Source organism: Streptomyces sp. NPDC046261, from assembly GCF_040646235.1.
Taxonomy (GTDB): Bacteria; Actinomycetota; Actinomycetes; order Streptomycetales; family Streptomycetaceae; genus Streptomyces.
This window is the reverse complement of the sequence record NZ_JBEYZU010000016.1, coordinates 36,558-55,344: the sequence shown is the minus strand read 5'-3', so window position 1 is coordinate 55,344 and position 18,787 is coordinate 36,558. Positions and strand designations below refer to the sequence as shown.

Annotated in this window: 17 protein-coding genes and 1 pseudogene; 7 read left to right on the top strand and 11 right to left on the bottom strand. The window is 71.6% G+C overall.

Annotation, left to right across the window (positions count from 1 at the left end):
• Positions 1–246 precede the first annotated feature (246 nt).
• From ABZ956_RS24120 to ABZ956_RS24110, 3 genes are all read right to left on the bottom strand, one after another.
• Positions 247–1,818, bottom strand: a complete 1,572-nt coding sequence (locus ABZ956_RS24120; RefSeq protein WP_361897317.1) for a serine/threonine-protein kinase — start codon at positions 1,816–1,818, stop codon at positions 247–249.
• Positions 1,815–3,395, bottom strand: a complete 1,581-nt coding sequence (locus tag ABZ956_RS24115; protein WP_361897314.1) for a serine/threonine-protein kinase — start codon at positions 3,393–3,395, stop codon at positions 1,815–1,817. The genes ABZ956_RS24120 and ABZ956_RS24115 overlap by 4 nt, the downstream gene beginning before the upstream one ends.
• A gap of 160 nt (positions 3,396–3,555) precedes the next feature.
• On the bottom strand, positions 3,556–4,839 hold the full coding sequence (locus tag ABZ956_RS24110; RefSeq protein WP_361897311.1) for a phosphatidylserine decarboxylase family protein: 1,284 nt from the start codon (positions 4,837–4,839) through the stop codon (positions 3,556–3,558).
• 322 nt (positions 4,840–5,161) lie between these two features.
• Here ABZ956_RS24110 and ABZ956_RS24105 point away from each other — a divergent pair, with 322 nt between their 5' ends.
• Complete coding sequence (locus ABZ956_RS24105) at positions 5,162–5,824, top strand: class I SAM-dependent methyltransferase (protein ID WP_361897308.1); 663 nt, start codon at positions 5,162–5,164, stop codon at positions 5,822–5,824.
• A gap of 48 nt (positions 5,825–5,872) precedes the next feature.
• Here the strand turns inward: ABZ956_RS24105 and ABZ956_RS24100 are convergent.
• From ABZ956_RS24100 to ABZ956_RS24090, 3 genes and pseudogenes are all read right to left on the bottom strand, one after another.
• A pseudogene (locus ABZ956_RS24100) lies at positions 5,873–7,179 on the bottom strand (HAMP domain-containing sensor histidine kinase).
• Entirely contained in the window at positions 7,176–7,346 is a 171-nt protein-coding gene (locus ABZ956_RS24095; RefSeq protein WP_361897305.1) for a hypothetical protein, read from the bottom strand. Before ABZ956_RS24095 ends, ABZ956_RS24100 begins: the two are co-directional and overlap by 4 nt.
• 264 nt (positions 7,347–7,610) lie before the next feature.
• Positions 7,611–8,453, bottom strand: coding sequence for a helix-turn-helix transcriptional regulator (locus tag ABZ956_RS24090; RefSeq protein ID WP_361897303.1), 843 nt, complete (start codon positions 8,451–8,453; stop codon positions 7,611–7,613).
• A 259-nt stretch (positions 8,454–8,712) separates the two neighbouring features.
• Here ABZ956_RS24090 and ABZ956_RS24085 point away from each other — a divergent pair, with 259 nt between their 5' ends.
• Together ABZ956_RS24085 and ABZ956_RS24080 are read left to right on the top strand one after the other, a co-directional pair.
• Positions 8,713–9,645 carry an oxidoreductase gene (locus tag ABZ956_RS24085; protein WP_361897300.1) on the top strand — a complete coding sequence of 311 codons (933 nt, stop codon included), beginning with the start codon at positions 8,713–8,715 and terminating at the stop codon, positions 9,643–9,645.
• An 88-nt stretch (positions 9,646–9,733) separates the two neighbouring features.
• The gene (locus ABZ956_RS24080) at positions 9,734–10,708 is read left to right on the top strand and encodes an aldo/keto reductase (RefSeq protein WP_361897499.1); all 975 of its coding nucleotides are present in this window, start codon (positions 9,734–9,736) and stop codon (positions 10,706–10,708) included.
• Between the two features lie 17 nt (positions 10,709–10,725).
• On the opposite strand, the gene ABZ956_RS24075 is transcribed toward ABZ956_RS24080, so the two are convergent.
• Entirely contained in the window at positions 10,726–11,652 is a 927-nt protein-coding gene (locus tag ABZ956_RS24075; protein WP_361897298.1) for a LysR family transcriptional regulator, read from the bottom strand.
• An 83-nt stretch (positions 11,653–11,735) separates the two neighbouring features.
• On the opposite strand from ABZ956_RS24075, the gene ABZ956_RS24070 reads away from it, so the two are divergent.
• Together ABZ956_RS24070 and ABZ956_RS24065 are read left to right on the top strand one after the other, a co-directional pair.
• Positions 11,736–12,962: an amidohydrolase family protein gene (locus tag ABZ956_RS24070; RefSeq protein ID WP_361897295.1), complete on the top strand. Its 1,227-nt coding sequence runs from the start codon at positions 11,736–11,738 to the stop codon at positions 12,960–12,962.
• A gap of 1 nt (position 12,963) precedes the next feature.
• A complete protein-coding gene (locus ABZ956_RS24065; protein WP_361897292.1) occupies positions 12,964–13,908 on the top strand; it encodes an amidohydrolase family protein in 945 nt (314 codons plus the stop codon).
• A 69-nt stretch (positions 13,909–13,977) separates the two neighbouring features.
• Here ABZ956_RS24065 and ABZ956_RS24060 read toward each other — a convergent pair whose 3' ends face one another.
• Positions 13,978–14,490, bottom strand: coding sequence for a MarR family transcriptional regulator (locus ABZ956_RS24060; protein ID WP_361897289.1), 513 nt, complete (start codon positions 14,488–14,490; stop codon positions 13,978–13,980).
• 48 nt (positions 14,491–14,538) lie between these two features.
• Here ABZ956_RS24060 and ABZ956_RS24055 point away from each other — a divergent pair, with 48 nt between their 5' ends.
• Together ABZ956_RS24055 and ABZ956_RS24050 are read left to right on the top strand one after the other, a co-directional pair.
• Complete coding sequence (locus ABZ956_RS24055; protein WP_361897286.1) at positions 14,539–15,804, top strand: multidrug effflux MFS transporter; 1,266 nt, start codon at positions 14,539–14,541, stop codon at positions 15,802–15,804.
• A gap of 104 nt (positions 15,805–15,908) precedes the next feature.
• A complete protein-coding gene (locus ABZ956_RS24050) occupies positions 15,909–16,514 on the top strand; it encodes a hypothetical protein (protein ID WP_361897283.1) in 606 nt (201 codons plus the stop codon).
• Positions 16,515–16,528: 14 nt separating this feature from the next.
• On the opposite strand, the gene ABZ956_RS24045 is transcribed toward ABZ956_RS24050, so the two are convergent.
• The 3 genes from ABZ956_RS24045 to ABZ956_RS24035 are packed head-to-tail and all read right to left on the bottom strand — an operon-like array spanning position 16,529 to position 18,656.
• Positions 16,529–17,101 carry a TetR/AcrR family transcriptional regulator gene (locus tag ABZ956_RS24045; RefSeq protein ID WP_361897280.1) on the bottom strand — a complete coding sequence of 191 codons (573 nt, stop codon included), beginning with the start codon at positions 17,099–17,101 and terminating at the stop codon, positions 16,529–16,531.
• 9 nt (positions 17,102–17,110) lie between these two features.
• Entirely contained in the window at positions 17,111–18,484 is a 1,374-nt protein-coding gene (locus tag ABZ956_RS24040) for an amidase (protein WP_361897277.1), read from the bottom strand.
• Positions 18,471–18,656, bottom strand: a complete 186-nt coding sequence (locus ABZ956_RS24035; protein WP_361897274.1) for a hypothetical protein — start codon at positions 18,654–18,656, stop codon at positions 18,471–18,473. The genes ABZ956_RS24040 and ABZ956_RS24035 overlap by 14 nt, the downstream gene beginning before the upstream one ends.
• Positions 18,657–18,787 lie beyond the last annotated feature (131 nt).

Sequence of the window (18,787 nt, the reverse complement as noted above, 5' to 3'; positions counted from 1 at the left end):
CGAGAGATCAATCCCCGACCGAATAGCTGGTAAACACGGGATTTAGGCGGTTTTGAGCCGCTTCTCTCCGGGACACGGCTGATGGCGTGCGTACCGCTGGTCACCACAGGCCGGAGCCGTCGCAAGGCCGACGTGAGCGAGGCAGCCGCACCGCGCCGGGCGGCCGCTGCCCCTTCGCCCGCGGGGCCCCACTCGACGCGCCGTCATGTCCGGATCACGCCGCTGGAGCCGTCCGCCCCCTCCTGGTCAGTTCCCGCTCGGCGGCATGGCCGCCAGCGCGGCCTTCGCGATGTCCTGGGCCTCCGCCTCGCAGGCAGGGTGCTTGGTGCCGTCCAGGTAGACCTGGATCACGAGGTTGCCGTCGCGGAGAGAGAGCCGGCAGGGCTTCCGGTCGCTCTCGTAGGACGACGGCGCCGACCAGTACGCTTCGTCGCCGAAGCCGAGGCCGGTCGCGCGGCGCTCGCCCTTCGCGCTGCCGGCGAATTCCTTCTGCTGGCGTTCCGTGCCGTTCTCGTCAGGGTCCGAGCGGTACAGCTCCCACGAGACTGTCGCGCTGGAGGAATGGTTCCAGCCATCCGCCTGGGGCTGGTCCTTGTCGTACCACGAGCACGAGGCCTTCGCGTTGTACGCCTGCTCGACGTAAGTGTCTTTGTCCTTCCTCCGTTCCTCCCGTAGCGGAAGCTTGGGCACGGCCTCCGAGCAGACCGGCATCGTCACGTACTTGTCCGCCGGGCCGCCGCCCCCTTCGTCGTCAGGCAGCAGCAGGTACGCGCCGATTCCCGCCGCGAGGACCGCCCCCGCCGCCACCCACGTCACAGGGCGCAGCCGACGGGCCGCCGGGGCCGGGGTGGCGTACGCGGTGGTGAGCACAGCCGTCCGCGGAGCGGCGGAGCCGGCACCCGGCAGGACCGCCGTGCGCTCGGGATCGCCGCCGAGCAGGCCCTCGATCCGGGCCCGCTGCTCGTCGACCATCCGGTGCACGGCGGGCGGCCACGGCCGGGCCGCCGGGGCCACCGGGCCGAGGAGGGCGAGCAGTTCGGCCGGAGTGGGCCTGTCGGCCGGATCCTTGGCCAGGCAGCGGGCGACGATCCCATACAGGAGCTGCGGCACACCGCTCAGGTCGGGTTCGGTGTGGACGACGTTGTAGAGCGTCTGGAGGGCGGAAGGGCCGGCGAACGGGCTGCGGCCGGTCGCCGCCATGACGAGGACCGAGCCGAGGGAGAACACGTCGCTCGCCCCCGTCAGTTCCCGGCTCTGCGCCTGCTCGGGCGACATGAACGGCGGCGAGCCGACCACCCAGCCGGTGCCGGTCAGTTCGGTGGCGTCCCCGCTCTCCGCCGCCCGTGCGATGCCGAAGTCGATGACCCGGGCGCCGTCCTCGGCGAGCAGGACGTTCTCGGGCTTGAGATCGCGGTGGACGAGACCGGCCCGGTGGATCTCGCCCAGGGCTGTCGCCAGGCCCACCGCCAGGCGGTGCAGGGCCGTCTCCGGCAGCGCGCCGGTGCGCTCCACGGCCGCTCCCAGCGAGGGGCCGGCCACGAACACCGAGGCGAGCCAGGGCAGCTCGGCGTCCGCGTCGGCGTCGAGAACGGCCGCCGTGTACGCGCCGGACACCTTCCGCGACGCCTCCACCTCCCGCCGGAAGCGGGAGCGGAAGCCGTCGTCGGCCGCGTGCCGGGCGTGCACCAGCTTCACCGCCGCAGGCCGGCCGTCCGGGGCGACGCCGAGCAGGACGCGGCCCATGCCGCCCCGGCCGAGTTCGGTGAGGAGTACGTACGGTCCGGCCTTGCCCTCCGGCAGCGGGTGCGACGCGCTCACAGGGACGCCACCGCCGCCACGGCCTGGCGGGCCATGTCCTTCGTGAGGTCCTCGCAGGCGCCCTTGGGGTAGTGGACGCCCTTGACCGCGATGAACAGGTACAGGTTGACGTCCCGGGCGTACAGCACGCAGTTGCTCTCGGTGGAGTTCTTCAGCCACATGCCCTCCTCCACGGAGCCGAGGCCGGAGTCGCGCGGGGTCTTGCCGCGCAGGTAGAAGCCCTCGTAGCGCTCCTTGGCCTGCTGGGCGCCGGTGGGCCCGCCCGCGCGGGAGAGGTGGAGATCCCAGCTGATGTCGATCTTGTCGCCCGAGCGGGTGTGCCAGACGCAGCTGGTCGACGGATGCGTGCGTCCGTCGGCATCGGACTTCTGCCACACCTTGTCGGGGAAGTTTCCCGTGGCTTCCCCGAAGCCGGCCGGGGCCTTCATGCTGCGGCGGACCTGCACGCAGGTGGGGACCGTCTTGGTGTACTTGTCCGGCACCTGGGCGAGCGGGGTCGAGCCGGGGGTCGGCACGGGCTCGGGGAACATCGCGTAGTACACCTCGGCCGGGCCGATCGCCAGCACCGCGACCGCCGCCGCCACGAGCACCGAACCCGCCGCGATCGCGGGCGTACGCCACCGGGGGCGGCGGCGCGGCCCGGGAGCCCGTACCGCCGGCGCGGCGGGCGGGGACGCGGCGTCGTCGGCCGTGGCCGCGATCCGGGCCGCCGCCCAGGCCCGGCGCTCCGCGATCCGCTCGTACACCGTCTCCGGCCAGGGGCGCGCGGCAGGGGTGAGCGGGCCGATCAGTTCGAGGAGCTGCCCGGGGGTCGGCCGCGCGGCCGGGTCCTTGGCCAGGCACGCCTCGACGATCCGGCGCAGCCGGGGCGGTACGGAGCCCAGGTCGGGGAGTTCGTGGGCGATGGCGTACATCAGCGCGAGCGGCGAGTCCCCGGCGAACGGGGTCCGGCCCGTAGCGACCATGACGAGCGTGAGGCCGAGGGAGAACACGTCGCTCGCCGGGCCCGGCTGCTCGCCCTGGACCTGCTCGGGCGACATGAACGCGGGCGAGCCGATCAGCGCGCCCGTGTGGGTCAGCTTCGTCTCGTGGTCGGCCGCGCGGGCGATCCCGAAGTCGACGACCCGTACGCCGTCCTCCGTCAGGAGCACGTTCGACGGCTTCAGGTCCCGGTGCACGAGCCCCGCCCGGTGGATGTCGACCAAGGCCTGGGCGAGCCCGGAGGCGAGCAGCAGTACCGTTTCTTCGGGCAGGGGCCCGCCCACGTCGAGTGCCTCGCTCAGCGAGGGCCCCGGCAGGAAGAGCGAGGCGAGCCACGGCGTCGGTGCGTCCGGGCCGGCGTCGACGACCGGCGCGGTGTACGCCCCGGACACCCGCCGCGAGGCGTCCACCTCCCGCCGGAACCGGGAACGGAACCACGGGTCCTCCGCCAGCTCGGCCCGCACCCGCTTGACGGCCACCAGCCGCCCGTCCGGCCCCACCCCGAGCAGCACCTGCCCCATGCCGCCCTGCCCGAGCACCCCGACCGTCCGGAACGGCCCCACGTGCGCCGGGCCGTCCACTTCCTGCATCCGCATGCCGAATCCGTCCTCCCCCTGAAGAGGACGGATCTTACTTAAGATCATGTCCCGTCCGGTGACGGGCCCGGCGGCAGTCGGACAGGTGGGCGCGCCCGTCCGGCGCGCCCGTCCGGCGGGGCCGCACCACCCGTGACCCGACCCGCGCTGTGGCGAGCCGCTACCGGGCCCGTGCGATCTGGGAGCGCACGAAGACGGTGGGGCCGTCGTCGGGGTGCTGGTGGGGGTCGTTGACCGGCACGGTGAACTCGTCGACGATGCCCTGCTCGAAGACCAGGGCCATGCTCGAACCGCCGTAGCTGAAGTAGCCCAGCTCCTGGCCGCGCTTGACGGTGTCACCCGCGTTGACCGACCACGTGATGGACGAGACCTCGTCCATGCCGATCACGACCGCGCACACCATGCGGTTGCCCAGTTCCGGGCCGCACTCGATGAACGCGAGACCGCGCGTGTTGACGTGCGCCTGGTAGCTCTGCGAGTGGGTCCAGGTCTCGGGGTCCGGCGTCTCGTTCTCCGCGGCACTGAACATCAGGCCCGGCACGATCTCGAGATGCTTGATCGTTCCGTCCACGGGGACGTTCCACCGGTGGAAGGTGTTGACCGAGAGGAACGCCTGGTACACGTCGCCACGGACGAACCTGTTGACGTACTCGTCCCCGCACTCCGGCCCGCTGAGCATGGTTTCCAGCGAGTACTGCTCCTTGATCCAGAAGTCCGTCTGCCGGGCCGCGTTGCGCCTGATGTTGTAGACGGTGCCGTCGTTCGGCGCCACGATGACGCCGGGGTCGCCGTTGCCTGCCAGCGGCCGGTACTCGTCCTTGATCGGGCGGTGGAAGAAGTCGTTGAAGGACGAGAATCCCCAGTGCTCCCGGTCGCGATGGTCCCAGCACTCGTACTCGTACAACTTGTTCATTTCGATGGCGGATTGTGAGAACCAGCCGCCTTCACGGGTGTTGAGTACGTGCGCGCTCTCCGGGCTGTTCAGGTACGTACACCACTTCTGGAGGACGGCCCGGAGCCCGTCGTTGAACTGGGGAAGGCGGAAGGCGACCATGCCCGCCGGCGTCAGGCGCATGTAGCCGAACAGCGCGGACATCGGCAGGAAGATCTGCTTGCGGGGGTCCCGCTCGAAGCCGGGCGCCCAGGTGACGACGACATTGAGGTAGTCGACGAGCTCGTCGAGGGAGCGGATGTGCCGGTGCTCTTCCGGTACCTCCCGTAACATCTTTTCCACATACATCCGGACGATGCCGTCACTGTGAAGGAGGGTGGCGAAGTCCCGGACAGCGGGGTCGAGTTCCTCCTTGAGATCCGCCGCCCGCTGGGCAAGACCCTTCTGGAAGTCGTCGATCGCCAGCGGATTCCGCGGCAGGTAGCCGCCCGCCCGGCCGAAGGTCTTCTGGTAACGCGCGTGGAGTTCCTGCGGTGCGAGGACAGCGGTCATGACCGTCTCCTTATACGTCGCGTCGATTCCGGTGGCGATCCGTAGCTGTTCCGTACGGACCCCGGCGAGTCCCGCTGTGGGTGCCTGGCGAGGGAGTGGGCGGTGCGTTCCACGCATAGCCGTGGCCAATTCCGATCCGACTCGTCCGGCGCGCTCCGGGCGATCGCCGTGAGGCATCCTCCCAAAGGGAGGCGGAGCTACGGAACCACGGAAAACCGGCCATCGCCGTCGGAGCCGGCCGCCATCGCGGCGCCGTGCCACGCCCGCCGCCCGACCGGCGCGTTTAGGCTGACCGGCAGATGCACAGCCGGAGGGAAAGACCGTGGCGGAAGAGCAGGAGCTGGCCGACGCCCAGCGGGCGCACTGGCAGGACACCTACGCCGCCCACCCGGGCATGTACGGCGAGCAGCCCTCCGCCCCGGCCGTCCACGCCGCCGAGGTCTTCCGTACCGCCGGGGCGAGGGACGTCCTGGAGCTCGGCGCCGGGCACGGCCGCGACGCCCTGTTCTTCGCCCGCGAGGGCTTCACCGTCCAGGCCACCGACTTCAGCCCGACCGGCCTCGAGCAACTACGCGGCGCCTCCCTGCGGCAGGGCGTCGACCAGCGGGTGACCACCACGGTCCACGACGTCCGTGAGCCGCTGCCCCTGCCTGACGCCTCCGTGGACGCGGTCTTCGCGCACATGCTGCTGTGCATGGCCCTGTCCACCAAGGAGATCCACGCCCTGGTCGGCGAGGTCCGCCGTGTCCTGCGGCCCGGCGGGGTGTTCGTCTACACCGTCCGCCACACCGGCGACGCCCACTACGGCGCAGGCATCGCCCACGGCGACGACATCCACGAGCACGGCGGCTTCGCCGTCCACTTCTTCCCCCGCGACCTGGTCGACGCCCTCGCCGACGGCTGGACACTGAACGAGGTCCACGCCTTCGAGGAGGGCGACCTGCCCCGCCGCCTGTGGCGCGTCACCCAGACCCTGCCCCGGTGAACAGCGGGACAATGGCATGGGGCCATTCACCATCCGCTCACCAGCCGCCTATTCCGGCTTGTCCTGCGGACGGCCCGGCTCGTGGAGGCGGAGTTCGGCGACGGCTCCGCCGTCGGGGGCGTTGGAGAAGAGCAGGGTGGCGCCGAGGACATGGGCCTGCCCGGTGGCGATCGTCAGGCCCAGACCGTGTCCGGTCCTCTTGCCGCGTTCCGAACCGCCCGACTGGCTGCGGAACCGTTGCGGTCCCTGGCCGAGGAGGTAGGCGGGGTAGCCGTCACCGTGGTCCCGCACGGTGATGACGTACGCGTCGACCGTGACCGTGACGGGCGGGCGGCCGTGCTTGTGGGCGTTGGCGACGAGGTTGCCCAGCACGCGCTCGAGCCTGCGCCGGTCGGTCTCCCCATGGGCGTCCCGTACGACACGGACCTCGGTCGCCGTTCCGGTGGCCCGCACCGCCCGCTCGACCAGGGGCCCCAGCTGGTGAACGTCGAGGTCGGCTCGCTCGGGGTCCGCGTCGAGCCGGGAGATCTCCAGCAGATCCTCGGTCAGCCCGCGCAGGGTGTGCACACGGTCGCGTACCAGTTCGGTCGGGCGCCCGGGCGGCAGCAGCTCGGCCGCGGCGTGGAGTCCGGCGAGCGGAGTGCGCAGTTCGTGGGAGACGTCGGCGGTGAAGCGCTGTTCGCTGTGCAGCTTGGCCTGCAGGCTGGCCGCCATCGCGTCGAGCGCGGCCGCCACGGAGGCGGCCTCGTCCCGGGCGCGGTCGTGACGCCGGGCGCGTGGGTCGTTCACGCGGGCGTCGAGGTCGCCGGTGCTGATGCGCCGGGCCACCTGTGCCGTGCGGCGGAGCCGGCGGGTGATGCGGGAGACGGAGGTCAGTCCGGCCGCGAGGGTGATGCCGATCGCGGCGGCGGAGGATCCGATGATGGCCTTATCCAGCCCGCGGAGCGCGGCTGCCTGTTCGGCGTAGTCCAGCCGTACGGCCAGCGTCCTGCCTCCGGCGACGGGGGTGGTGGCCCACATGACCGGGCGGCCCTGGTGATTCGCGAGCTGGGTTCCGCGCTCCGCTCGTCGCACCGTCATCTCGCGAGGGCGGCGGGGAGATCCGGCGGGACGACCGCCGCGCTGCGGCCGAGAGGCTGCCCGGCGACGTACGCGGCCACGGTACGGTCCAGCTCCGCGAGAGCCGCACCACGGGCACGGGCCTGGGTCTGCCGGTCCACCAGGACGTGCATCAGAACACCGAGCACCGTGGCGAGCAGGCAGCACATCACCGTGATGAAGACGGCGGTCTCCCAATAGAGAGTGGCCGTCCAGGCGGGCAGTCGCCGCGGCGGGCTGGGGCGGCGGGTGCTCACCGCGTACGGCCCGGGGGCGCGGCGGAAGCGGGGGAGTGCCAGTCGTACTCCGTGGACCGGGCCACCATGAGATGGGACTTCGGGTCCCACGCGTAGACGGTGCGGATCTCGTAACCGGGCGATTCCGTGGGTTCCCGCATGATCAGCTCACCGTCGGCCACCTCCACCGACTTCGGGGTCCCGGCCGAGTCCAGGATTTCGGTGCACCGTTCCGTCCTTGAGCATGTACACCCAGACGGCCAGGACGTGATCCGTCGCCGGTCAGATCGCGATACTCGGGCTTCCGCACAGGACAGGGCGCTCCCTCGGCGGCGCAGGCGCGGATCCGGTCCTCCGTCCCCGAGCCGGACCGGAGACGGCAGGGGTGTGCCCGGCACTCTGGGGCGTCCCGTCATTTTGACCGCTACTTGGCGGGCCCGGGCCGGGCGGTGTCAGGTGGTGAAGGTCTGGTGGCCGAGGACGCGGAGGAACTCCAGGCGTTCGGCGGCGTCGGTGCCGGGCTGGGGCCGGTAGAGGAAGAGGCGGTTGCCGGTGCTGGGGCTCAGGACGACGTCGCATTGCAGGTCGAGGCGGCCGACGTGCGGGTGGAGGATGGTCTTGCGGGCGGAGCGGACGGTGGTGACCTCGCCCAGTTCCCAGATGGCGGAGAACTCCTCGCTGCGCTCGAGCAGGTCGTGGACGAGTTGCTCGCCTGCCGGGTGGGGGCCGTGGCGGAAGACGGCCGCGCGTAGGTCGGCGACGATGACGCGGCCGAGTGCCTCGTGGTCCTCCTGCGGGTAGAGCCGGCGGCCTTCGGGGTGGGTGAACCAGAGCCAGGCGCCGTTGCCCTCCCGGCCCGGACGGTTGGCCAGCGGTCCCAGCAGGGCTATGGCCGGGCCGTTCTGCACGATCACCGTTCCGAGTTCGTCGACGATCTGCGCGGGGGTCTCGGTGAGTGCGTCGACGATGTGCATCAGTCCGGGGTCGGCGTAGCCGTCGGCGGAGCGGTGGTGCGGGGGCTGGTAGCCGGCGACGGCGTAGAGGTGGTCGCGTTCGTCGGTGGACAGGCGCAGGGCGCGGGCGAGGGAGCCGATCAGGGCCTCGGAGGGGTTGACTCCGCGGGCTTGTTCGAGGCGTTCGTAGTAGTCGGTGGAGATGGTCGCCAGCATGGCCACTTCCTCGCGGCGCAGGCCGGGGGTGCGGCGCCGTCCGCCGGGGAGGAGGCCGACGTCGGCGGGGCGCAGGGCCTCGCGGCGGGCGCGCAGGAAGCGGCCCAGCTCTCGGCGGTCGGTCATGATCGATGCTCCCTGGCGGTACGGCGGGCACTGCGGGCGGTCGGGGCAGGGCCGGCTCGCAGGCGCTGACATGACCAGCTTGGTACGTCCGCGCCCGGTTATCCACGCACTGCTGGACCGACGATAAACAGACCGTGGATACCTCCTCGCACCCGCAGCAGGCTGGGAAGCAGCCGCCGGGAGACCTCCTCCCGTGCCGGTGCTTTCGCACGTAGACGGCGTTTCGCGGCCGTCGAGCACTGCTGAGGAGCTTCATCCCATGGCCAAGTGGACCAGCGCCCGCATTCCCGACCAGAAGGGCCGTACGGCTGTCGTGACCGGGGCCAACAGCGGTCTGGGTTTCCAGACGGCCCGCGAGCTGGCCCGCCACGGCGCCCACGTCGTGATGACCGCCCGGGACCGTACCCGCGGCACCGCCGCCGTGGACCGGCTCCTGGCCGAGCAGCCGCGGGCGAGCGTCGAACTGCGCCTGATGGACCTGTCCGACCTGGACTCGGTGGCCTCCTTCGCAGACAAGATCCTCGACGACGGCCTGCCGGTGGACGTCCTGGTGAACAACGCGGGCGTCATGTGGCCCCCGCACCGGCTCACGCGGCAGGGATACGAGCTGCAGTTCACCACCAACCACCTCGGCCACTTCGCGCTCACCGGCCTGCTGCTGGGCCGGCTGGAGAAGTCCGCCGCCCAAGGCCGCGAAGCCCGCGTGGTGACGGTCAGCTCCGTCGAGCACCGCGGCGGCACCATCTTCTTCGACGACCTGCACGGCGAACGCGACTACGCCCCGCGCGCCTACTACTCCCAGTCCAAACTCGCCAACACCCTGTTCGGCCTGGAACTCGACCGGCGGCTGCGCGCGGCCGGATCGACGGTGACCAGCGTCCTGGCCCATCCGGGCTACGCCGGCACCAACCTGCAGTCCAGCGGCCCGACCGGCTTCCTGCGGTTCTTCTTCTCCAAGATCGCCAATCCGCTGATGGCTCAACCCGTCGAGAAGGGCGCCTGGAACCAGCTGTACGCGGCCACCGCCCCCGAGGTGAAGGGCGGCCAGTTCATCGGCCCGGACGGCTTCGGCGAGTACCGGGGCCACCCCACCGTCGTCCAGCCCGACAAGGCCGCCCAGGACGTGGACGTCGCCCGACGCCTGTGGTCGGTCTCCGAGCAGCTCACCGAGGTCCACTACCCCTTCCGCTGACCACTGGAAACCGCCCGACGCCCATCGCGTCCATCGACGAAGACAGACGAAGACAGACGAAGACATCCGAAAGGCACCACAGATGACCATGCACAAGCGCGTCCTCGGCCGCCAGGGCCTGACCACCTCCGCCCTCGGGCTGGGCACGATGGGGATGACGATGTTCTACGGCCCCAGCAACCGCGACGAGAACATCACCACCATCCGCCGCGCGTACGACCTGGGGGTGACCCTGTTCGACACCGCCGAGGTCTACGGCGGCGGCACCGGTTCCAACGAGCGGCTGCTCGGCGAAGCCGTCAAAGGCTTCCGCGACGAGGTGGTGCTGGCCACCAAATTCGGCTACGACCTCGCCAACCCGGGCGGTCTCAACAGCCGGCCCGACAACATCCGCAACGTCGCCGACAACAGCCTGCGCTACCTCGGCACCGATCACATCGACGTCCTCTACCAGCACCGCGTCGACCCGGACGTGCCCATCGAGGAAGTCGCCGGGACGGTCAAGGAGCTGATCGACGCGGGCAAGGTCCGCTACTTCGGCCTGTCCGAGGCCGGCCCCGGGACCATCCGCCGTGCCCACGCCGTGCAGCCGGTCTCGGTCCTGCAAACCGAGTACTCCGTCTTCGAGCGGCACGTCGAGGACACCATCCTGCCGGTCGTACGCGAGCTCGGGATCGGGTTCGTGCCCTATGCCCCGCTGGGACGCGGCTTCCTCACCGGAGCGATGAAGCCGGCCGACCAGTACGCCGCGGGCGACTGGCGCCGCCTCGACCCGCGCTGGCAGGGCGAGAACTTCGACGCCAACGTCCAAGCCGTCGCCGCCCTCACCGAGCTGGCCACTTCCCAGGGCATCACCACAGCCCAGCTCGCTCTTGCCTGGCTGCTCGCGCAGGGAGACGACATCGTCCCCATCCCCGGCACGCGCAGCCCCGAGCGTCTGGCGGAGAACGTCGGCGCCACCGGCGTCGCGCTCACCGACCACGACCTCGCCCGGATCAAGGAGATCCTGCCGAACGGCGCCTTCGGCGACCGCTACGCGGCCCCCTTCATGCCCAAGGGCTGACACCGGCCCCGACCCGCCTAGCCGCCGAGGGGCTCTTCCGCTTCGAGACGGCTGGCGGTGTCGTGGACGAGGGTGCGGAACCAGCGGTGGCCGGTGTCGTGGGTGTGGACGGGGTGCCACCACAGGGCCTCGTTGATCGGCCCGGCGTCGAAGGGACAGGCGAGTACGCGCAGGGACGGCGGGAGGGGTACGGCCCTGGTCAGGCGCCGCTGGATGACAGCGACGCGGTCGGTGCCGGCCACGTACAGGGGCAGGGCCAGGAAGCTGTCGGTGACGGCTTCGGGCTTCAGTTGGACGCCGCTTTCGGCGAGGCGGTGCAGCATGAAGCGGGAGTCGCGCGGCTCGAACTGCCCCAGCACCCACCGCAGTTCACCGATGTTGTCCGCACCGGGTGCGGCGAGGGTGAGGGGGTGGTGCCGGTCGGCGATGACGACCCATTCGTCGGCGAAGAGCGCCAGGCTCGGCAGTCCGCTCACGCCGCTGTCCCGGGGCGCGATCAGCCCGTCCACCGCGGTGGCGCCGGCTTCGTCGTGCATGACTTCGGGGGTGCCGAACTGGCGGAACCGCAGCCGGGCGTGCGGTGCCCGCTCCTGGAAGGCGGCCAGGAGCCGGGGGCCGAGCACGGCCATGGCGTAGTCGGAGACGTGGAGGGTGAACTCGCGCTCGGTGGTGGCGGGGTCGAAGTGGGATTTGGTGGCGAAGAGCCGGTCGGAGAGCTGCAGGACGCTGCCGGCCTGTTCCTGCAGCTGCTGCCCGAGGGGGGTGAGGCGGTAGCGGTTGCCCTCGCGTACGAGCAGGTCGTCGCCGAAGTGCCGGCGCAGGCGCGCGAGCATCGCGCTGGCCGCCGGCTGGCTGACACCGATCCGCTCGGCCGCGCGGCTGACGTGCCGTTCTTCGAGCAGGGCCTGCAGGGCGACGAGCAGGTTGAGATCAGGACGGGCCACACCCCGACACTATCAGCTGTGCTGATAGACCCATATGGATCATTGATTTCCTTTATGCCGTGTCCGGCAGAAGACTCGGTGGCATGAACCAGCACGAACCGAGCCTCGCGCTCACGAACGCTCTGCTGATCGACGGCACTGGTGGTCCTGCGGTCGAAGGCGCGACCGTCGTCGTCTCCGGCAGCCGGATCGCCGCCGTCGGCACCGGCGTACCGGTCCCTCCCGGCGCGACGGTGGTCGACCTGGCGGGCAAGGCGGTCCTTCCGGGGCTGATCGACGCCCATGTGCACCTGGGAGGGCTGGGGTTCCGCAGCACGCCGCCGTTCGGCGGCCGGGCCGCCACCGACGACTACGCCGCCGCTCGGGAGGGGGCCTTGCGGTACGGGGTCACCACCCAGCGCAGCCTGGGCGACTTCCTCCACGACAGCATCGCCGTGCGGGACGACATCGAGAACGGCACGCTGGCCGGGGCCCGCATCGTGACCAGCGGGCCGAGCTTCCAGGTCGAGGGCGGCCACCCCAACGCCACCGTGTGGGGCAGTGACCCGGCGGCCGTACGGGAAGGTGCCCGCATGCCGAAGACGGCCGAGGAAGCCGCCCGGATGGTGGAGGAGCTCGCCGCCGCGGGCGTCGACCTCGTCAAGATCATCATCTCGAACAACGCGATCCTCGGCCCGGCCCGTCCCGAGCTGAAGATGCCCTGGCACCTCACCGAGGCCATCGCCGGTGCCGCCCACGCCCACGGACTGCGGGTCGCCGCCCACACCGAGACCGTCGAGGACGCCAGGGCGGCGGTCGAGCGGGGTGTCGACGACATCGAGCACCTGGTGCTGCGCGCGGAGGAACCGCAGGACGAGGCGGCCGCCGAGGATCTGTTCGCCCTCATGGCCGACCGCGGCACCTACCTCGTACCCACGATGGTGGCGCACCAGTTCGAGGCGGCCGTCGACGGGGACGCCCGCACCCTGCGCTACGGCAACCACCTGGTCCACCGCGCCTACGAGGCGGGCGTACGGCTCGGGGTCGGCTCGGACGCGCACTCCCCGGGGCTGCACGGCTGGAAGCTGCGCGACGAGCTGGTGATGATGGTCCACGACCAGGGCATCCCGGCCCCCGCGGCCCTGTCCATGGCGACCAGGCGTAATGCCGAACTGCTCGGCATCGCCGACCGCCTGGGTACCGTCGCGCCGGGCAAGCTCGCCGACCTGCTGATCGTCTCCGGCGACCCGGCCCAGGACATCACGGCCATCGGCCATGTCCACCAGGTGATCCAGAACGGCCGGGTCGTCGTCGGGAGCGAGGGGGTGTGAGGTGACGAAGATCGACGTTCATCACCATTTCCTGCCCGACTTCTACCGCCGGGCACTGATCGACAACGGGCACTCCCGCCCCGACGGCATCTGGGGCATCCCCGACTGGGACGAGACCTCCGCCCTCCGGATGCTCGACGAGGCCGGGATCACCAAGGCGTACCTGTCGATCTCGTCCCCCGGAGTCCACTTCGGCGACGCGGCCGCGGCCCGCGTTCTGGCCCGACGGGTCAACGAGGAGGGTGCGCGGCTCGCGCGCGCCCACCCGGGCCGGTTCGCCTTCTTCGCCTCGACACCGCTGCCCGACATCGACGGAACCCTGACGGAGATCGCGTACGCCTTCGACGAGCTCGGTGCCGCCGGCGTGGTCTTCGAGACCAACTTCGACGGCCTCTACCTGGGCAACGAGCAACTGGAGCCGGTCTACGCCGAACTCGGCCGCCGCGACGCCGTGGTGTTCCTGCACCCCACCAGCCCCGCCGCCCCCTGCACCGGGCACGCCCCGGCCCTGCCGTATCCGCGGCCCATGCTGGAGTTCCTCTTCGACACCACGCGGACCGTGACCGACATGGTGCTCTCCGGTGTGCTGGAACGGCACCCCGGCCTCCGCGTGATCGTCCCGCACGCCGGTGCCGTCCTGCCCGCCGTCGCCGCGCGCGTCGACGTCATCGGCGCGCGCACGGCCGGCAAGGAACACGAGCAGCCGATGCGCAATGCCCTGCGCAGGCTCCACTTCGACCTGGCGGGCATGCCCCTGCCCGAGATGCTGCCGGCCCTGCTGAACGTCGCCGACCCGGCCCGTCTCCACTACGGCAGCGACTGGCCTTTCACCCCGCTGCCGGAAGTCCTCACCTGGGCCGAACGCCTCGAAGCGGCCACCACCGCCCTCGGCGAGGACGCCTTCGCCAAGGCCCTGCGCACCAACACCGAGGCGCTCTTCAGCTGAACATCTGCGGCTTGCCGGCTGCACGCGCAGCCGGCAAGCCGCCCCGCACCGCGTCGCGCGGGCGGCCCGTCAGCGACGGCGGTCGCCGGCCGTCTTCTCGACGTGGTCGCCCATCACCTCGGCGAGACGCTCCAGCGCCTCGAGCACCTCGGCGCGGGCGCCGCCCAGCGCCTGGAACATCTCGGCCTCCACCGCCAGGCGCCGGGGGAACAACGAGTCCATCAGGCGCTTGCCCTCCTCGGTGATGGTGACGAGCGACGCACGCCGGTCGGCCGGATTGGGCGTACGCTCGATCAGCCCCCGCCGCTCCAGCTTCGCCAGCGCCTTGCTCACCGCCGCCTGGGTCAGCCCAAGGTCCTCGGCGAGCCGACGCGCGATCACCGGCTCCTCCTCGTAACGCAGCGGCACCAGGAAATCCAGCTCCTGCAACGTCAGCGGCGCCCCCTCGACGAGCGGCTCGACCGCACGGTCCAGCAACGACGTGCACCGCTTGATGAGCGTGACGATCTCCATCGAGGACGTGTCCAGCCCAGGGTTGTGCGCTGCCCACTGGCCGCGGACCCTGCCCGAGTGCGCGTGCACCGGACCTCCAATTGCTTAACCGATTATGTATTGGTTACGGTTTTTCTCATGGTATCCCCGACCCGAACGACAAACAGCACCCCCCGCACCCCCCGAACGGCCGCCCCCACAAGACGCAGCGCCGCCCTGATCGCCGTACTCGGCGCCCTCAGCGCCGTGGCCCCGCTGGCCACCGACATGTACGTGCCCGGCTTCCCCGCCATGGGAGCCGCCCTGCACGCCGACAGCTCGGCGATCCAGCTGACCATGACCACCTTCCTCGCCGGCCTGGTCGCCGGCCAACTGGTCATCGGTCCCCTCAGCGACGCACTGGGCCGGCGCAGACTCCTCATCGGCGGCACCGCCGCCTTCGCGGCCCTGTCCCTGGCCTGCGCCCTCGCACCGAACGTGCAGACGCTCCTGATACTGCGCCTGTTCCAAGGCGTCGCGGCCGCCACCGGCATGGTCCTCGCCCGCGCCGTCCTCACCGACCGCTTCGACGGGCCCGAGGTCCCCCGCTACTTCGCCCTGCTCGCCCAGGTCCTGGGCATCGCCCCGGTCGCCGCCCCCGTCCTCGGCGGCGCCATTCTCAGCGTGACCGCCTGGCGCGGCATCTTCGTCGCCCTCGCCGCGGCCGGCGCCCTGCTCACCGTGGCGGTGCTGGCCAAGGTCCCCGAGACCCTGCCCCCGGAGAACCGGCGGTCACAGGGGCTGGCGAACACGTTCCGCGCCATGGGCGGCCTGTGCCGCCAGCGCGCGTTCATGGGGTACGTACTCGTCCTCGGCCTCACCTCGGCCGCGCTGTTCGCCTACATCAGCGGGTCCAGCTTCGTCTTCGAGCACCTGCACGGTGTCTCGTCCACGACCTACTCCCTGATCTTCGCCACCAACGCCGTCGGCATGCTGATCGCGGGCTTCGCCTTCAGCAGGCTCTCCCGGAAGATCAGCCTCAACACCATGCTGACCACAGGCGTCGCCGTATGCGGCCTCGGGGTGACCGGCCAGCTGGCCATCCTCGGCACAGCCGGTGAAACCCTCGCCGGCACCTGGGCCGGCCTCTTCGTCACCCTCCTCGGCGTCGGACTGATCTTCCCCGCCGCCACCACCCTCGGCCAGGCCCTCGGCCGCACCGCTCCCGGAGCCGCCTCCGCCCTCCTCGGCGGCCTGCAATTCCTCTTCGGCGCCATCGCCTCCCCCCTCGTCGGCCTGTTCGGCGAAACCAGCTCCACCCCCATGGCCCTCATCATGCTCATCGCCGTCGCCCTCGCCGCCCTCGCCCTGATCACCCTCGCCCGCCCCTGGCTCCGCCACGGCGAAACGCTCACAGACGACTGACCCCCCACCGGGTCGACGACCGGTCCGCCGCTGTCCCCCTGGCAGACGCAGGCGCCTCGCCCCGGTCGGCTCCCCCGCCCGGCGGGACGGGTAGGGAGCCCGGTATGACGACGGTGTCCCAGCAGGTTCAGGAGATCGCGGCGGCCCTCGCCGTCCGCGCCGGGAACGGCCGTGCCCTGGTGGCACTCGACGGCAGGGCGGGGGCCGGGAAGACGACGCTGGCCGCCGCGCTGGCCGAACAGTTGGGTGGGGGCGGGCGGGTCGCCGTCGTCCACGGCGACGACTTCTTCCGGCCCATGTCCGCCGGCGCCCGTCTGTCCATGGACACGGTGGAGGGCTACGGCCGGTACTTCGCGTGGCAGCGGGTGCGCGACCAGGTCCTCGCACCGCTCCGGGAGGGCAGGGCGGCACGTTATGCGCCGTACCGTCATGAGGCGGAGTCTGTCGTGTACGACGATCCGCGTCACCTCCCGGCCGACGGGACGGTCATCGTCGAGGGCGTCCTCACCGCCCGCCCGCAACTGGCCGCCTTCTACGATCTCACCGTCTTCGTCGACACCCCCGGCGCGGTGTGCCTGCGCCGCCTGCACGCCCGCGGCCGTGGCCGGGAACGTGACGCCTGGATCGAACGCTGGCGCGCCGTCGAGGAGTACTACCTCACCACCACCCGGCTGCGCGCCCGGGCCGACCTCACCGTCCCCGGGACATAGGGAGGTACCGGCGATCACGGCAGGGGCATCAGCCGGTAGAAGACCGTGGCGACCAGGTCGCGCGCGTACTGGGCGTCCAGGAGCCCGGGGCGGAAGAGGACGCGGTACATCATGGGGGCCACGACGTGGTCCATGACGACATCGGTGCCGGGCACGTGCTCACCGCGCTGCGCGGCGCGCGCGAGGACGGTCTCCACCTGTTCGACGGCGAAGGCGGAGCACTGCCCGGCGTTGCTGCCGTCCGGGTCGCCGGCGAGCGCGTCCCGGATGTAGGCGCGGCCGGCCGGCGAGGACATCTCCTCGAGGAACGCGGCCGCCCAGTGCTCCAGGTCCGCGCGCAGGCTGCCGAGGTCGGCGGGCGGCGCTTCGGGGCGGAGGCGTTCCACCGCGACGTCCGACAGCAGTTCCTGGAGGTCCCCCCAGCGGCGGTAGACGGTGGAGGGTGTCACGCCGGCCCGGGCGGCGATGAGGGGGACGGTGAGGCCGGTGCGGCCCAGCTCCGCCTGGAGTTCCCGGACGGCCGCGTGCACCGACTGCTGCACGCGGGCGCTGCGTCCTCCGGGGCGGGCCGCTGGTCTGGGGCTCATGGCGCCACCTTAACGCAAAGGAATTGCGTCTCCCGTCGAGGGGGCTTCCCGGGTCTCCTCGTAGGCGTGGCCCATGCGCAGCAGCATCGTTTCCGCCAGCGGGGCGCCGATCAGTTGCATGCCGATGGGCAGTCCCGCCGCGTCGAGGCCGACCGGGAGGGACAGGGAGGGCATGCCCGTGAGGTTGGCCGGCGCCGAGAGCCGGACATAGGCGTCGGGGACCGTTTCCGTGCTGCCGTCCGGCCATTCGACGACCTCTTGTCCGGTCCGGACGGCGGTCATGGGCACGGTCGGCGCCGCGATGACGTCGACCTCGTCGAAGAGTCGTCCCCATGCGGCCCGCATGAGGGTACGGGCGCGCTGGGCGCGCAGGTAGTCACCGGCCGGGACGCACCTTCCGGCTTCGAGAAGGGTGCGTACGTCCGGCCCGTAGAGGTGGGCGGACGAGCGCAGCGACGGCTCGTGGTAGGCGGTGGCTTCGGGGACCATCAGGCCCCAGTGGGTGGCGTGCACGTACGCGGTCATCGGGATGTCGACGTCGACGAGAACGGCGCCGAGTTCGCGCAGGTGGGTGATGGCCGCGCGCACCGCCGTCTCCACCTCGGGCGTGACGTGGTCGAAGTAGTAGTTCCGTGGGACGCCGACGCGCAGCCCCGCCGCACCCGCCGTCGCGTCCCGCGGGCCGGGGGGAGCCGGGCGGGTGCCGGTGAGGGCCGTGAGTACGTACTGTGCGTCGCGGACCGTGCGGGTGATCGGCCCGACGTGGTCCAGGGACCACGACAGGGGGACGACGCCGTGCCGGGGCAGGAGGTCGTACGTGGGCTTGAGGCCCACCACGCCGTTGAGCGCCGACGGGACGCGGATCGATCCGCCGGTGTCGGTGCCCAGGGCGAAGGCCGCGGTACCCGAGGCGACGGCCACCGCCGACCCTCCGCTGGACCCGCCGGCCACCCGGCCGGCATCCCAGGCGTTGCGGGTCTGCGGCGTGATCAGCCCGTAGGCGAACTCGTGCGTGTGGGTCTTGCCCAGCAGCACGGCACCGGCGTCGCGCAGCCGCGCGGTGACCGTCGCGTCGGCGGTGGCCAGGTGGCCGGCACGGACGCGGGAACCGGCCCCGGTCGGCAGGCCGGCGGCGTCGATGAGGTCCTTGAGCGCCATCGGGATGCCGTGCAGCGGCCCGCGGTATCCGCCTGCCGCGATGTCCCGCTCCGCCTGGGCGGCGGTGTGCAGCGCGGCGTCCGCGGCGACCGTGACGTAGGCGTTGAGGTGCCCGTCCACCGCCTCGATCCTGTCGAGGACGGAGGTGGTCAGCTCCACGGGCGAGAGTTCGCCGGCGGCGATCGCCGCGGAGGCGTCGGCGAGCGTCAGCTCATATGGTCGCACCGGTGGTCACCCCCTGTCGTGCGTCGTAGACCGGGGCCGGAGGGGTGTCCCCCAACTCCAGTGCGTCCAAGGCGCTGATGACGGCCCGGATGTGGTGTGCCGTCGCGGCCACCGCGTCGGGTGGGGCCGCCTGTGCGGAGGGGGAAGGGGGCCGGGGCACGATGTCGTCCATGGGGGTCCTTTCAGGCGTGCGGGCAGGGCCGAGTGGCCCTCCGGCTTCGTAAAAGCGAAAGGTTTGCTTTAGTGGACCCTACGGGCTACGGTCCACTAAAGCAAAGAAACTGCGTTAACGGAGGTGTGTGC

Excerpts from the sequence above, each read along its gene's own strand:
- ABZ956_RS24115 (WP_361897314.1), bottom strand. The coding sequence starts at position 3,395 with ATGCGGATGCAGGAAGTGGACGGCCCGGCGCACGTGGGGCCGTTCCGG.
- ABZ956_RS24110 (WP_361897311.1), bottom strand. The coding sequence starts at position 4,839 with ATGACCGCTGTCCTCGCACCGCAGGAACTCCACGCGCGTTACCAGAAG.
- ABZ956_RS24090 (WP_361897303.1), bottom strand. The coding sequence starts at position 8,453 with ATGACCGACCGCCGAGAGCTGGGCCGCTTCCTGCGCGCCCGCCGCGAG.
- ABZ956_RS24085 (WP_361897300.1), top strand. The coding sequence starts at position 8,713 with ATGGCCAAGTGGACCAGCGCCCGCATTCCCGACCAGAAGGGCCGTACG.
- ABZ956_RS24080 (WP_361897499.1), top strand. The coding sequence starts at position 9,734 with ATGCACAAGCGCGTCCTCGGCCGCCAGGGCCTGACCACCTCCGCCCTC.
- ABZ956_RS24070 (WP_361897295.1), top strand. The coding sequence starts at position 11,736 with ATGAACCAGCACGAACCGAGCCTCGCGCTCACGAACGCTCTGCTGATC.
- ABZ956_RS24055 (WP_361897286.1), top strand. The coding sequence starts at position 14,539 with ATGGTATCCCCGACCCGAACGACAAACAGCACCCCCCGCACCCCCCGA.
- ABZ956_RS24050 (WP_361897283.1), top strand. The coding sequence starts at position 15,909 with ATGACGACGGTGTCCCAGCAGGTTCAGGAGATCGCGGCGGCCCTCGCC.
- ABZ956_RS24045 (WP_361897280.1), bottom strand. The coding sequence starts at position 17,101 with ATGAGCCCCAGACCAGCGGCCCGCCCCGGAGGACGCAGCGCCCGCGTG.
- ABZ956_RS24035 (WP_361897274.1), bottom strand. The coding sequence starts at position 18,656 with ATGGACGACATCGTGCCCCGGCCCCCTTCCCCCTCCGCACAGGCGGCC.